Raw genomic sequence first — 14,678 nt, forward strand, 5'->3', positions numbered from 1 at the left:
GCACAAGCACGAGTTATTTTGCAAATTTCTGCGATTTTTTCTCCTCTAAATCAAGGCAGAAATACTTCAAAATTTCCCTAAATTTCTTTTGAGACAATTTGGGAATGAATCATATATTTGTTTTTCATTTTATTCTCCATACTTTAAAATGATATTGTATAAAATTAAAGTATCTTGAGCCTAAATTTAAAAAAATTCAAAGTCTAAGATGACAAAGAATTTAAAGCCTTTTTGTAAAAAATTCAAAATTAAAATCTATGTTGTAAGAAAAAACTGCTTTGTGAGTTGCTAAATTTTACAAAGGCTTTTTTGTTTTTAATTAATGACGGTAAGGCTTTATGCGCTTAACAAATTTTCAAGGTATCTTTTAATTTATATTTCTAAATTATTAAGCTTTTTGCTTTCAAACCAAGACTGTTGTCAAGTAAAAATTATCCTATGCAAGATCTTAGTTCTCACTAATATATAACACTTTTTATAAAATGCACTGTTAAAAAACCAAAATTCAATTTTCAAGCTCACTTAAAGCTTTAAAAGCTCAGCTTCTTTTGCCTTTACTGTATCATCAATTTTTGCTACATAGGAGTCTGTGAGTTTTTGCACCTCATCATAAGCCTTTTTTGCCTCATCCTCGCTTAGAGCCTTGTCCTTTTCAAGCCTTTTGATGGCATCGTTTGTATCCTTTCTAACATTGCGAATGCTTATTTTTGCTTTCTCGCCCATAGCCCTTGCTTGTTTGGCGTTTTCCTCTCTTTGTTCTTTGGTCATAGGAGGGAAGAAAAGCTTTATACTTTCTCCGTCATTGTTTGGATTTACGCCTATGTTTGCTGCTGCTAGGGCTGATTCTATGCTTTTTAGCATTGTTTTTTCCCAAGGACTTATGCTTAAAGTGCTTGCATCACTTGCTAGTATGGTAGCTACTTGATTTAAAGGGGTTTGTGAGCCATAATAATCAACAGTTATATGATCAAGTATATTTATGCTTACCTTGCCTGTGCGAAGTGTGGTGAAATCTTTTTTTAAAGCCTCTATGCTCTTTTCACATTGAGCCTTTTGTTTGCTGTAAATATCACTTAGCATTATTTATCCTTTGTAGATATTTGTGGTAGTGAAGGTGCTTGTGGGGCTAAATTTTCATTACCTTGCAAATTTTCACCTTGTGGATTTACAGTTGGTGCGGCTGGGGCGAAATTTGAGGCATTAAGATCATTTGAAAAAGAAGTATTAGGAGCTAAGATCCTTTCAGCTACTGAATCCTTAGCTACTGTGTTATACAAATAGCTTAAAGCCACAGTATTTGCTATCAATAAAACCCCCAAAATGAAAGTAAATTTAGCCAAAAAGCCAGCAGGTCCCTTTGCTCCAAACAAGCTTTCATTACTACCACTATAGGCTCCAAGCCCTATGCTTGAACTTTTTTGCAAAAGAACAGAAATTGTAATGAGTATAACTAAGATGACTTGAAAGGCTATTAAGAGATTTGTCATAATTATTCCTTGGGAGTTTAAAGTGATATGAAGGCTTGAAAATAAAAATTTGCAGGATCAAGCCTGCAAATTTTACTCTCTATTGCTAGTAAGTCCTAGAATTTGAAGCAAGGATACAAAGAGGTTGTAAAAATCAAGATATAAAGCTACTGCACCCTCAATAGGTGTTTCGTAATTACCCCTAATGATGTTTTGAGTATCATACAAGATATAAAAGCTAAACAAAATAGCAGCCACTGAGGATATAACGAGTTGAAAGATAGCACTTGCCATAAAGATGTTAATCAAACTTGCGCAAATTATAACTATAAGGGCTATGAAAAGCATCTTTCCCATAGTGGTAAAATCTCTTTTTGTATTCATAGCAAAGATGCTTAAGGCACCAAAGGCTACGCTTGTTAAAGCTAGTGCTTGTGCTACTATCACAGCACCTGCTGGCAAGGATAAAACAGAATACAAAAGCGGAGTAAGAGTAAGCCCTGAACAAAAAGTGAAGGCAAACAGTAAGATTAAATTTAGTGGAGTTTCTCTTTTTTTAGCCATTAAGGCAAATAAAAGCACTATCTCAACCCCAAAAAGCACCCAAAACGCGATCCTATTTTCCAAAAACACCCTAGCTAAGGCGTAAATTCCAACATAAGCACCAGCAGCACCAGCCAAAAGCGAGGCGGCAAAAAGCTGATAGGTTTGCTTGATAAACAAGCTTAAAGCAGAACTTCGTCCCTCAAGTTCGTTTGAACGAGTATAATCTCTATCATAAAGACTCATTTTGATCTCCTTAAAATTAAAGTTTAGTTGTAACTTTATCTTAAAAGTATTAACAAAGAGCAAAAAAACTAAATTTTTTAAAAACTGGGTTTCAAAAGAACAGTTATGCTATAATACGACTTTAAATTTAGCTTAAAATTTAAGCTTGAATTTTGGCTTAGAGTGTTTGAATTTTTTCAATAAAACAGCTTTAATCATTTTTTAAATGTAAAAGAAGCGAAGAAATAGCTACTAGCATTTAAGGCATAAGCACAAAGATAGCAGCTTTAAGGCTAGTAAATTCACACAAGGCTTAAATTTAAATGCTTTGAGTATTGTAAAATATTTAAGCTATCTTTTTAGCTTGTTTAATAAAAGAGGTTTTTGAAAAACAAGCAAGGCTTTGAATTTAAAACAAGACTTAAATTTGACAAGCTAGGTGATTTTTACAAGGCTGTAAAGAAAGAAGGCTTGAATTTTAAGAACTTAGTTAGTTTAAGATGATGATTAATTAAGATGATAATTAAACTGTTTAAAAATAAATCACAAAATTTAAAGCTTAAAGCTAGATCCAAAATACAGTTTAATATATATTAAAAAATAGTGCTTTTAAGCCTAAGATTAGGAAGATGAATTGATTGAAGGTATAAGTAGTCCTCAAGCCTTGGTAGATCTTAAAATTCTGGTTATAGTTGGTTTTTGTTTACTTTTTTCTCCCTATCTAGCTAGATTATTGCGTTTGCCTGTATCTGCTGTTGAGATCATGCTTGGAGCTAGTGCAGCTGCACTTGCTTTGATAAATGAAAGTTCAAATTTTAAGCTCTTGGCTAATGTCGGCTTTTATTATTTGATGTTTATGGCTGGTATGGAGGTGAATTTACGATCTTTTTTAAGTATACAAAAAAGCTTTTTGAAAAGAGCCTTACTTTACATAATCTTACTTTATGCTCTTAGTGCCTTAACTGTGAGTGTTTATGAGCTTTCTTATATATTTATAATTATTTTACCTGTGATGAGCGTTGGGCTTTTGGGTATCTTGATTAAGGATTATGGAAAAAATTACGAATGGCTTAATATCTCCTTTCTAGTAGCTACTTTAGCTGAGGTCGTATCCATAGTGCTTTTAACCGTAGTAGCAGCCTTTTTGCATAATAACAACATCCTAGCCGTTGGCAAAAGCATAATCTATCTTTTAATCTTCCTTGTGCTTTGTTTGCTTTGTTTTAAGCTCTTAAAGGTGATTTTTTGGTGGTATCCAAATTTAAAAAATGCCGTCATATCCTGGCAGGATAAGGACGAAAAAGACGTTCGCTTTTGTATGGGAATTTTTGTACTAGTTATTTGTGCTATGCTTGTTTCTGGGCTTGAGCTCGCACTTGGAGCCTTTATAGCAGGCTCTTTCATAGCTACCTTTTTTGATCAGCAAAATAAATTAGAACACAAGCTTTCAGGCTTTGGATTTGGCTTTTTGATACCCATTTTTTTTATTTACATAGGATCAACCTTCGATCTAAGAGCCCTCTTAGATAGGGAAGTGCTTAAAGATACTTTATTTTTATTTGTAGCTATGCTTATGTTAAGACTTCTTTGTGCTGGGGTTTTTCTTAAGAAATTCAAGCTCAAAGACACCATCTTGTTTGGGCTAAGTCATTCTATGCCACTTACTTTATTAATAGCCACAGCTACGCTTTCTTATGAGGCTAGCATAATAGACAAGTCCTTGTACTCAGCTCTTATTTTGGTTTCCTTGCTTGAAGCTGTTTTTGTGATGACTGTGATTAAGTTTTTGTTTAATTTCAAAAGAGTAACTAACTAACATTACTTTAAGTTACACCGTGAATTTAAATGGCACTAAGTTATTGAAATTTTGTTAAAACTAAGGCTTTTTTTGTTACCATAATATTAAACATTAATTTAAAGGAGCAACAATGTCAAACAACTCAATGACACTAACCGACAACCGCAACGGTAAGAGTTATGAATTTCCTATCCTGGACGGCTCAGTAGGTCCAAGTGTAGTAGATATGAGTAGTCTTTACAAGCAAACAGGTATGTTTAGCTACGATGAGGGGCTTACCTCAACAGCGGTTTGTAAGTCAGACATTACTTATATAGACGGAGAACAAGGTCTTTTAATGCATAGAGGCTATCCCATCGACTGGTTAGCTGAGAATAAAAGATTCTTGGATGTGGTGCATTTGTTACTTTACAAAGAACTTCCTGATGAAAAAAGATATGAGAATTTTAAATACGAGCTTAAAAAAAGATCCTTCATACACGAGGGTATGCATAAGCTCTTTGATGCCTTTCCTGATGATGCTCATCCTATGGCTGTTATGCAAGCTGCTGTATCCTCTCTTTCTACCTTTTATCCAGATCATTTAAATATGGACATCAAAGAGGAGTATATGGAGATGGCAGCTAGGATTATAGCCAAGATTCCAACCATAGCTGCAAGTGCTTATAGGCATAAAAATGGCTTTCCTGCTGCTTATCCAAATTTAGACAGAGGCTTTACTGAAAACTTCTTATATATGCTTCGCACCTATCCTTATGATCATGTAGAACTTCGCCCCATAGAGGTAAAATCTCTTGACACTGTTTTTATGCTTCATATAGATCATGAGCAAAATGCTAGCACCTCAACCGTTCGTTCTGTTGGATCAACTCACGCTCATCCTTATTCTTGTATAAGTGCTGGCATAGGTGCTCTTTGGGGACATGCTCATGGGGGTGCTAATGAGGGTGTTATTAGGATGCTTGAGCAAATTGGCACTGTTGATAGGGTTGATGAGTTTATTAAAAAGGCAAAAGACAAGAATGATCCTTTTAGATTAATGGGCTTTGGACATAGGGTTTATAAGAATCTTGATCCAAGGGCAAAGGCTCTTAAAAAGCTAAGAGATCAGCTCATAGATGAAATAGGCATAGATACAAATCTCATCAAGGTAGCCTCTCGCATAGAAGAAATCGCTCTAAGTGATGAGTACTTTGTAAAAAGAAATCTTTATCCTAATGTAGACTTTCACAGTGGGCTTATCTTAAAGGCACTTGGCATACCAAATGAAATGTTTGCTGTGCTTTTTGTCATCGGCAGAACACCGGGCTGGATAGCTCAGTGGATAGAGCTTAAAGAGCAAGAAAGTCTTAAAATAGTTCGCCCAAGACAGCTTTATGTGGGTAGTAAGTTAAAGATTTAGATTAACTTGCTATAATGCAAGAAGTTTAAAGGAGATTTATGAACCTAGACTTCTTGCTAGATCTTGCATTAAATGCAAGTAAAAAGGCTGGCAAAGCCATATTAAATGAAAGAAAGAGCCTTGAAATTTGGAAAAAAGATGACGGCTCTCCTCTTAGTTCTGCTGATTTAGCCTCCAATGAGATCCTGTGCGAGGAATTAAAAAAAAGCGATCTGGCTGTGTGTTCCGAGGAGGCTCCTTTGGACTTTGATCTTAGAAAAAAGCTTTCTTGCTTTTGGCTTATTGATCCCCTTGATGGCACAAAGGGCTTTTTAAAAGGCGAGGGAGGCTTTTGCGTTTTAATATCCTTGATCTTAAATCAAAGACCCACCCTAGCTGTCATAGCAAATCCAAGCACAGAGGAGTTTTTTTACGCTCATTCTAAGACAGTGGTTTACAAAAACGACAAGCCCTTGGAAAAAAATGAAACTATTTTTCAAGCAAATAAAAAACACGCCCTTGTTAGCATTCATTATCCAAATCCTAAAAATAAAGCTTTCTTAGATAAAAATCAACTCATATCCACTCAAATAGGCTCTGCCTTAAAATTCATAGCCCTACTTGAGGGAAAGGCTGGGGTGTATCACCGCTTTGAAAGCCTTCATTCTTGGGATTTAGCAGCTGGGGATTTTTTGCTTAATCAAAACGGAGGCTTAATGCTAGGGCTAGATAAAAACTTCATATCCTACAATCAAGAAAGCTTTTTATGTCCTGCCTTTTTGGCTGTATCTAAGAAAGAATTTGCAAATGAGCTCATCTTTTAAAAAGCTTTTAAGATGAGAGCTATCTTTATCCTACTTTTTTGTGTGCTCTTCGTTCTGGGTAATGACTTTGCTAACAAGCAAATCATAAAATTAGAAAGCGACAATGCACAGTTTATAGACCTAGGACAATCACAGACTATAAGCGAGGATGCAAGGGCTATATTTGATAGCTCAAAGATCTTAAAAAAGAATGAAGCCTATTTGGAATATGAGGACACAGACAAGGACTTTATCTTGCTTGTGGGCTTTAATAGGGATTTGTATTTTGAATTTGAGGATTTAAATATCAGCGGGGAGGAATTTGTAGAGGATATATTTATTAGCTTTATAGAGGAGCTTAGTTTAAATAAAAATTTGCAACTCCTTAATAGACAAAACAACGATCTTTATCAGGATCTAAGAAATTTTTCCCTACTTAATCAAAATCCAAAACACCGTTTATTTGATGTTTCAAGACTTTTAAGCCATGCCCTTTCTACTGATCGCATTCATAATAAAAAGCCAGACTATGTCTTATTTATAGCCCTTGATGAGTGCTTTACAAGAGAAGAAAAAACGCTTTTTTTCACACAAAAAAGAGCTTACATAAACTTAGAATATAAAATTTTAAAGCTTGCAAATAATTCCATAATAGATCATCAAATTTTAAGCTTCTTTTTTGCAATAGCAAAGGAGCAAGATAAAAATCAAAGATATTATGCAAGCATTAAAAGGGCTGGGGTTGAGCTTAGAAAATACTTTTCAAGCTTGGCAAAGAAGCTTAGATAATCGACAGCCTTTAACAAAGTGTCGTGGTTTTAAATTAAGGCTCAATTAAATTCAAAGCAAAGGGCTTTTAAGTTAATGTCTATGAAAAACAAGGCTCAATTAAATTTAAACCAAAGGGCTTTTAAATTATGATGACACCTATGAAAAACAAATGCATAATCCGTTTCCAAATTGTCTAAAAAGAAATTTAAGGAATTTTGAAGTATTTTTTGTTGCACTCGTAACTTTGTAATAAATGCTTGATCTAAATGCGAACACCCTTTAAATTTGTAAAAATTCAAAACAAAGTTTGTGTAAAATTTTCAAAGAAAATTGCATTTTAATCTCAAAAGAATCTAAAAATCTTTCTAAAAGGTGAAATCGAAGAGAATTATTTTCTTGAGGGTAGGATTTTTTTGTTTACTCACTCTTGTAACTGTTTATTACAAGTGGCCAAGCTAATGCTAGCTAAATGTGAATCTAGGACTGATAAGAAGGTGCCTATGTTTTTGCTTGGTGTTACACACTAGCAACTTTGCAAGAAGCTATGCTAAAACGCTATCGTTTATACGCAAATTATCAAGCATTGCTTGGCAAAAGAGCTACTAGCTATGATGAGAGACCTTGCAAAGCTTAACGAAGATAAAATTTACAAGAAAGCCTCAAAGCCTATGATGTCTTGGTGAATTTTTATTTCCCACTTGCAACTGTGTAGTGAAAGGAGCAAAGGTACACTACATAAAACATAGTGTAAATGAGTTTATAAAAGGGCGAAATTATATCAATGAAACTGTGAATGTTTTCGTACTCTTGCAACTGCGTGGTATAAAGGGCTATGCGAGGTTTAAATTTACCAAATTTAATGGCTAAAGAACATTTTGTATTCTACTTTAAAAGAAATAGAATTTAGATCTAGTAGCAAATCTTAGGATAAAATTCTCATAAAAATTTATTGAAATCGATAAGCCAAAATCCGCTTAAGTTGTATTGAGCCAAATTTAATTTAGCCTAAATCCTTGATAAAAATGTTTTTTTGTTTTAAAAGCCTCTTACATAAGAAGCATTTTGCCTACATTATCATTTGCTTTTTTTTAATGATTCAAGGAGTTTGTATCATAAAATTCACGCCTTCTACAATGCTTGAAATTAAAGAAAGTAAAATATATTGAAAAGCCACTTTGTCAAATTTAGCCAAGAAAAATATCTAAAAAGCATTATATCCTATCTATAAAAGCAAAGAATTACAAGCACAGTTTTTTAAAATAAAGCCCATTGAATCAAAGATAATTTATTTGAAAAATCAAGTTAGAAAGATCTTTTCTTCTTCTTTTTTTACAAGTTGCTATATTCTTTTTAAATTTAAAAATGACAAGTTCGAGTAATTAAATTCAACTCTTTTTAAAAGCGTCAAAATTTACAAGAAAAGCTACTTAAATTCAGCCTTAAATAACTATAACCTCTCTTAAAAGCCTAATTCCAAATTCCTCAAAGACTCTTTTTTCAGCAAGCTCTATAAGAAAAATCGCATCCTCAAAGCTAGCATTTTTTTTGTTTATTAAAAAATTTGCGTGTTTATCGCTAAGCATCGCCCCCCCTTTAACAAAGCCTTTAAGTCCCACAGCTTCGATCAAACGTCCTGCATAATCGCCCTTTGGATTTTTAAATATAGAACCAAAGCTTGCTCCGCTGGGTTGATTATCTCTGGCTTTTTTTAAATACTCATCCTTTGCGTAATCAAAGCCATAATTTAGCCTAAAACTAGCCTTAAACATCACCTCATCAATAGGACAAAAGCGGTAAGCAAAGCCTATTTGCTCCCTTTTTAATTCCTTTTTTGCCAAGCTTACAGTTAAAAGATTCTTGCTTATATTTTCGTCTTTAAGCCCTGCATTCATCTTTAAAAGCCCACCAAGAAGACCAGGTATCTTACGCAAGAACTCAAGCCCTTTTAAGTTATTTTCCTTGCAAAAACTATGTATGTTCTTAGACCTAGTAGCACAGCCTATTTCAAGGATCATAAATTCTTTGTTTTTTTCTAAAACAGTGATAAAATCAAATTTTTTCCCTAAAATTCCAAGTTTTTTGGGCTTATTTGAAACAAGTAGATTATTTGCCCCGCCTATAATAAACCCATCAAATTCACGCTCTTCTTCTAATATTTCAAGCTCACAAAGAGGACCTATGCGAACTGAGCTATACTTTTTAAAGTCTATGATCATTTAATAAAGCTTGGAATTTGATTAAAAACCCCAGAGGTAAAGTCTATCATCAAGCTCATCATCCAAGGCATCAAAAAGATTAAAACCACCACAACAAGCAAGATCTTAGGCACAAAGGAAAGCGTCATTTCATTGATCTGAGTAGTAGCTTGAAAGATAGAGATGATAAGCCCTGCTACAAGACCTGCTAAGAGCATGGGCAAGGAGAGCATAAGGGTGATTTTGAAGGTTTGAACGCCTAAGGCTACCAAAGAACTTTCCATACTTTTCCTTCTTAAAAATATGCTATATGATAGCATAAAAGCTTGAATTTTCAAAGCCAAAGTTAATTTGTAAGGTTTAATTAAATTTAAATCAAAGATTTTTTAAATGAAAGGCTATGAAGAACAAGGCTTATTTTTGAATTTAGTAGATCAAGTTAGTGAATTTTTAGGCATTTTTGCTTTGCTCATTTTTTTGCAAGAGTAAAGAAAGGCTCATTGTAGGATAAAACACAGTAAAAGCGAGTTTGCAAATGAGTAAATCATATCAATGAAACTGTGAATGTTTTTATTTATTGCTCTTGCAATTTCGAACAAAAGAGGCTTTGCGAAGTTTAAATTTGTCAAATTTAAAGGCTAAAAATTTTATTCTTCATTTTAAAAAAAAACTTAATCAAGATAAAAATTCAAAACAAGTTCTTTATGAAAATTTATGAAAGTTGATAAGATAAAATCCGCTTAAGTTGTCTTGGGCCAAATTTTATTAAAGCATTTTGAGCCTAAAATTAATAAGTCAAAATCTTCTTAAGTTTAGCCCTTTGTATCATCTTGCAATGTGAATTTTATTTTTAAGCTCCTTTAAAAAATCGTTATGCTAAAGCTCATTACGATAACCAAACTCCAAGCACCCCATTTTCCAACGCTCACCACAGCCCATATACCTAGTTGATTTGGATAAGTTTATACACCGTGTGCTTAAATTTTCAGCCACATAAAAGCCAATCAGCACAAAGCTTAGCAGTAAGGGCATTTGCCGCATCCAAAGGCGTAAAAACCACAAGGCTTCTTGCATAAAGCCCCAGCAAAAACGCGGCTATATAATAGCGAAAATCCCCTAGTGCGTAAAGAAATTTATGTAAATAAGTGCTGAGACAAAAACCGCAAGTGCGTAAGGTGGGTGATTGTGCACTTGCAAATGAAACAAACGCCAACTTTGGATAATATAACTTCCAACAGCTGCATACATAAAGCTAGAAAACAGCGGCACACCCCAAATTTTGCTGTAAGCAAAGTTCGTATATGCCCAAGAATGCACCACAGAGGTTTTAAAAGCCTCCAAAACAAAAAAGTGAAAAAAGCAAATGGCTTTAAGCTTATTGCGACTTTCAAGCTTTGCAAACACCATAAAAGCCTGTAAAATCACCGCGACAAGCAAGAGTAAATCATAACGGTATAAGCCAAACAAACCCTCACGCGAACACAAAAATAAAGCTGAATGCGGCAAAAAGGCAAGCCCTTGCTTGTTTCACACCAAAAAACAAAAACTCCACAAAAAAGCGTTTTATGCCTTTAAGTTCAGGACGTGGCGCAGTATTCATCAAAAAAGTATCAAAGCGGTAAAATGGGATCATCAACTTTCTTAAAAATAAAATTTGGCAAATTTTAGCCAAAATCTAAGAAGTTAAGGTGAATTTTTAAAAGAAGTTGAATTTTAAAAGCTTGAATTTAAAAGTTAAATTTAGGTGCTTATTTTGGCTTTTTGCAAAAATATCAAAGTTTGATAAAGGCTCAGATAACTTAAATTCAAATAGTTATCTTGAGTATTGGCAAAATGCTTTGAGTTTGTGAATTTATTTAGCTAAGATTTTTAGGCAAATTTACCCAGCACACAAAGCATATGACAAAGCCTTAAAAGACAAATTTCTTTCTTTACAAAAGGCAGAGTAAATGAACTAGCTTTTGTGTAAAACATAAAGAAAATTCACATTAAGATGTGAATTTTAGATGTCTTGTTTGCTAAGCTATGAATTTTAGGGTCTTGTTTTGAATTTATGTATAAAAATAATGAATTTTTGTTTTTCGCTCACTTATACTCATTATGCAAGAGTATTGTTGAATTTTTTGGATCTTGTAGCTTAAAACATACAGTAAATATCTTAGATAAATTCAAAAAGACAAGTTTAAGGCTTTTTTACAAATAGCCCTTTTGGCATTGAAATTTAACAGCCCTTGTTGTTTCGCATAAGTTAGCATTGAATTTGAATAGCTCTTGTTGTTTTAAGCAAGAAGGTAAAAATTTTTGCAAGAAAGATAAAATGCTAAAAATTCAAGCCTTGTGAATTTTTAGCATTTTTAAAAAAGCTAGAAGGTGCAGTTAGCAATTTTAGCAAAGAATGCAACAAGGCTTATCAAAGTGCTTCTTTTCTATTCTTGCTAATAAGGCTTCATTGTCATCAATGATGGCTTGTGTCCAGCCTTCATTTTTAAGCTCTTGCTACATGACCTAGCACGCAATGCACCTTTTCGTCATTCATAGCATAAAAAGCCCAAATTTAAAGCCCTAGCAGCAACGAGTAACCCCACCATTATATCTAGCTTCAAGGGCTTCTTTGAAAAAATCCTTGCGCGAGAGTATCGTTCTTTCAGGATGCTTTGTTTGCATATGCTCTACATACTTATCATAGCTTCTCATACCCACAAGTAAGCTTACAAAACGGTCGCTTTTTTGATACAAGGCTTTTAGCTTGTCAAGTAGCCCTACCTTGGCATTTAAATTCATAGGAGCTGGTAGGGTATTTTTCCTTTTAACAAGTGCGTTTGACATTAGGCAAATCCAAAGTCTTTTGCCTTCTTATAAGGCTCTTCTTTTAAGGGAAATAAACCTGCTTTGTTTTTGTAGCTAAGATAGCAAATCTTTATGCTTTCAAAGATAACCACAAACACAACTATCATAACAAGCACACAAAGAACGGCATCTAAGATATTATTATGTATGATGGTATCAGCTCTTGCGATTAAGGCTTCATTTCCGTCAATTATGGCTTGTGCCTTTGTAGCCATCCATTTTTGAGCTGTTGCGACATGACTTACCGCGTCATGTACCCTTTCGCCATTCATAGGCATGATCTTTTGAAATGATGCCCAAAGTGTGGTAAAAAGCACCCAAACAGCAGGGATTATGGTTACAAAGCTGTATTTTGCCTTGCCCATCTTAAATAAAACAACAGTAGCAAGTAGCAGTGCCATTCCTGCTAGCATTTGATTTGTAGCACCAAAAAGAGCCCAAAGTGTGAAAATTCCACCAAGCGGATCTATGGTTCCTTGATAAAGCAAGTATCCCCAGCCACACACACACAAAAAGCTAGCCACAACGCCCCAAAGATAGGATCTGGTATCAGCCATAGGCTTATAAATATTGCCTAATATGTCTTGGATCAAGAAGCGACCTGCCCTTGTTCCTGCATCAACTGCTGTGAGTATAAATAAGGCTTCAAACAATATGGCAAAATGATACCAAAAAGCCATAGCCTCTTGTCCTCCTATAATTTGATGCAAGATCATAGTAAGCCCTATGGCAAAGGTAGGAGCACCTCCTGTTCTTGCTATGATGGTCTTTTCTCCTATATCAGCAGCAGCGCCACTTAAAAGCTCAGGGCTTAAAACAAAGCCCTCAAAGCCCCCTCTTTGCACTATATTGCCAACATTTTGAGCCACCACAGCCAAATCAGCATTCAAGGCACCACTAGCAGCTGGATCAAGCGAGCCCAAGGGTACATTGATAGCAAAATAAATGCCAGGATCAAGCACGCAAGCTGCTATTAAAGCCATAATGCCAACCAAGCTTTCCATAAGCATAGAGCCATATCCAACAAATCTCGTATGGCTTTCCTTTTCTACCATCTTTGGACTTGTGCCACTTGAAATTAAAGCGTGAAAGCCGCTAATCGCCCCGCACGCAATGGTGATAAACAAAAAGGGAAAGATAGATCCTGCAAAAACAGGTCCTGTTCCGTCTATGAAATTTGAAAGGGCTGGTACTTTAAGATCGGGATTTACCATTAAAATTCCAGCCGCCATTAAAACTATAACCCCTATCTTTAAAAAGGTGCTAAGATAATCCCTTGGAGCTAGTAAAAACCACACAGGAAGCACACTTGCTACAAAGCCATAAATGATGACAATTATTGCTAAGCTTTGTCTAGACAGAGTAAAGGCATCGTGCAAGGGATGAGCTTCGCTAGATACAGCATGTCCGTAATAAAGAGCTAAGATAAGCAAGGCAAAGCCTATAATGCTAGCCTCTCCAACTCGTCCTGGTCTAATAAAACGCATATAAATTCCCATAAAAATAGCAATGGGAATGGTCATAGCTATGGTAAAAAGCCCCCAAGGAGAATCAGCCAAGGCATTTACAACAACCATAGCCAAAATGGCAACTATCATAAACATAATGAATAAAATGCCTATCATAGCTATGCGTCCTGTGATCTTGCCCATCTCATCTTTAATCATCTCTCCAAGGCTTCTTCCATTTCTCCTCATTGATATAAAAAGCACGGCAAAATCATGCACAGCACCAGCTAAAACAACGCCCACCAAAAGCCAAAGCATACCAGGTAAATACCCCATCTGTGCTGCTAAAATAGGACCTACAAGAGGACCAGCACCCGCAATGGCAGCAAAATGATGCCCAAAAAGCACAGCCTTGTGCGTAGGCACGAAGTCCTTGCCGTCATTGTTAATCACAGCAGGGGTGGCTCTATTATCATCTAGTTCAAAGACCTTTTCTGCTATGAATTTACTATAAAAGCGGTAGCCTATCATATAAATACATACAGAAGCTACCACAAGCCAAGCCGCACTGATACTCTCTCCCTTATTTAGAGCCAAAACCCCAAAGCACCAAGCTCCAAGAACGGCAACTAAGATCCAAAATACCCTAAGAATTAGCTTATTCACGCTCTTACTCCTTAAAAATTTAGATAGTTTAAATTTAACACACAAAATTTTAAAAGTCTTTATTAATTTTAAAATTGTTTTTAAAATGCCTTAGTAATATTACTAAAAGTTACATAAGATGAATAAAAATACTGAGTGAATTTAAATTCAAGTGCTTGCAAAAAGACGGTTGTGCGTTTGGCTAAAAATTTAAGGGATATTTTGCATTTAGTGGAGGCTAGGTATCTAAAAGAGTGGTTTTTTGAGAAAATGAGGTTTTTTAATAAAACGAAGTCAATGAACTTTCTTTTAATAAAAGCAAATGTAGCCAAAACTTGGCATTTTAAATAAATAAGTCAAGCAGAAGTAGCTTTTTTAGAAAATTTAAGTTTTTTTAACAAAATGAAGCTAATTAAGCTTTTTTTAACAAAATAAAATTAATGAATTTTACGAAGCTAATGAATTTTTTAACAAAACAAAATTAATAAACTTTCTTTTAACAAAGTTTTTGCGTGAAAATACAAGCTTATTTTAAAATTCTTTTTTAAATCATATT

General features: G+C 34.6%; 15 protein-coding genes. 6 read left to right on the plus strand and 9 right to left on the minus strand.

Annotation, left to right across the window (positions count from 1 at the left end):
* Nucleotides 1-522: 522 nt before the first annotated feature.
* The 3 genes from frr to DMC01_RS06520 form a co-directional block, all read right to left on the minus strand.
* Nucleotides 523-1,080, minus strand: a complete 558-nt coding sequence (gene frr / locus DMC01_RS06510) for a ribosome recycling factor (protein ID WP_142693462.1) — start codon at nt 1,078-1,080, stop codon at nt 523-525.
* Nucleotides 1,080-1,487, minus strand: a complete 408-nt coding sequence (gene secG, locus DMC01_RS06515) for a preprotein translocase subunit SecG (RefSeq protein ID WP_142693463.1) — start codon at nt 1,485-1,487, stop codon at nt 1,080-1,082. The genes frr and secG overlap by 1 nt, the downstream gene beginning before the upstream one ends.
* A 72-nt stretch (nt 1,488-1,559) precedes the next feature.
* Nucleotides 1,560-2,255: a Bax inhibitor-1/YccA family protein gene (locus tag DMC01_RS06520; RefSeq protein ID WP_142693464.1), complete on the minus strand. Its 696-nt coding sequence runs from the start codon at nt 2,253-2,255 to the stop codon at nt 1,560-1,562.
* A 613-nt stretch (nt 2,256-2,868) separates the two neighbouring features.
* Here DMC01_RS06520 and DMC01_RS06525 point away from each other — a divergent pair.
* The 5 genes from DMC01_RS06525 (at nt 2,869) to DMC01_RS13415 (ending at nt 7,854) form a co-directional block, all read left to right on the plus strand.
* The gene (locus tag DMC01_RS06525) at nt 2,869-4,050 is read left to right on the plus strand and encodes a cation:proton antiporter (RefSeq protein ID WP_142693465.1); all 1,182 of its coding nucleotides are present in this window, start codon (nt 2,869-2,871) and stop codon (nt 4,048-4,050) included.
* A 112-nt stretch (nt 4,051-4,162) separates the two neighbouring features.
* Complete coding sequence (locus tag DMC01_RS06530; RefSeq protein WP_142693466.1) at nt 4,163-5,434, plus strand: citrate synthase; 1,272 nt, start codon at nt 4,163-4,165, stop codon at nt 5,432-5,434.
* Nucleotides 5,435-5,472: 38 nt separating this feature from the next.
* On the plus strand, nt 5,473-6,237 hold the full coding sequence (locus tag DMC01_RS06535) for a 3'(2'),5'-bisphosphate nucleotidase CysQ (RefSeq protein WP_142693467.1): 765 nt from the start codon (nt 5,473-5,475) through the stop codon (nt 6,235-6,237).
* 12 nt (nt 6,238-6,249) lie between these two features.
* Nucleotides 6,250-7,005, plus strand: a complete 756-nt coding sequence (locus DMC01_RS06540; RefSeq protein WP_142693468.1) for a hypothetical protein — start codon at nt 6,250-6,252, stop codon at nt 7,003-7,005.
* A 693-nt stretch (nt 7,006-7,698) separates the two neighbouring features.
* A complete protein-coding gene (locus DMC01_RS13415; RefSeq protein ID WP_185908796.1) occupies nt 7,699-7,854 on the plus strand; it encodes a hypothetical protein in 156 nt (51 codons plus the stop codon).
* A 572-nt stretch (nt 7,855-8,426) separates the two neighbouring features.
* Here the strand turns inward: DMC01_RS13415 and DMC01_RS06545 are convergent.
* The 6 genes from DMC01_RS06545 to DMC01_RS06565 form a co-directional block, all read right to left on the minus strand.
* Entirely contained in the window at nt 8,427-9,203 is a 777-nt protein-coding gene (locus tag DMC01_RS06545) for a UDP-N-acetylmuramate dehydrogenase (RefSeq protein WP_142693469.1), read from the minus strand.
* A complete protein-coding gene (gene fliQ, locus DMC01_RS06550; protein ID WP_142693470.1) occupies nt 9,200-9,466 on the minus strand; it encodes a flagellar biosynthesis protein FliQ in 267 nt (88 codons plus the stop codon). The genes DMC01_RS06545 and fliQ overlap by 4 nt, the downstream gene beginning before the upstream one ends.
* Before the next feature lie 576 nt (nt 9,467-10,042).
* Entirely contained in the window at nt 10,043-10,114 is a 72-nt protein-coding gene (locus DMC01_RS16585) for a hypothetical protein (protein ID WP_427846102.1), read from the minus strand.
* Nucleotides 10,115-10,298: 184 nt separating this feature from the next.
* A complete protein-coding gene (locus DMC01_RS14460) occupies nt 10,299-10,688 on the minus strand; it encodes a DUF817 family protein (protein WP_221887135.1) in 390 nt (129 codons plus the stop codon).
* Between the two features lie 1,056 nt (nt 10,689-11,744).
* Complete coding sequence (kcuS, locus tag DMC01_RS06560; RefSeq protein ID WP_142693490.1) at nt 11,745-11,963, minus strand: KCU-star family selenoprotein; 219 nt, start codon at nt 11,961-11,963, stop codon at nt 11,745-11,747.
* Nucleotides 11,964-12,007: 44 nt separating this feature from the next.
* Nucleotides 12,008-14,143, minus strand: coding sequence for a carbon starvation CstA family protein (locus DMC01_RS06565; protein WP_142693471.1), 2,136 nt, complete (start codon nt 14,141-14,143; stop codon nt 12,008-12,010).
* Between the two features lie 135 nt (nt 14,144-14,278).
* On the opposite strand from DMC01_RS06565, the gene DMC01_RS06570 reads away from it, so the two are divergent.
* Nucleotides 14,279-14,473, plus strand: coding sequence for a hypothetical protein (locus DMC01_RS06570; protein WP_142693472.1), 195 nt, complete (start codon nt 14,279-14,281; stop codon nt 14,471-14,473).
* Nucleotides 14,474-14,678: the final 205 nt, after the last annotated feature.

Origin of the sequence: Campylobacter troglodytis (genome assembly GCF_006864425.1) — a bacterium.
GTDB classification, from domain to species: Bacteria; Campylobacterota; Campylobacteria; order Campylobacterales; family Campylobacteraceae; genus Campylobacter_D; species Campylobacter_D troglodytis.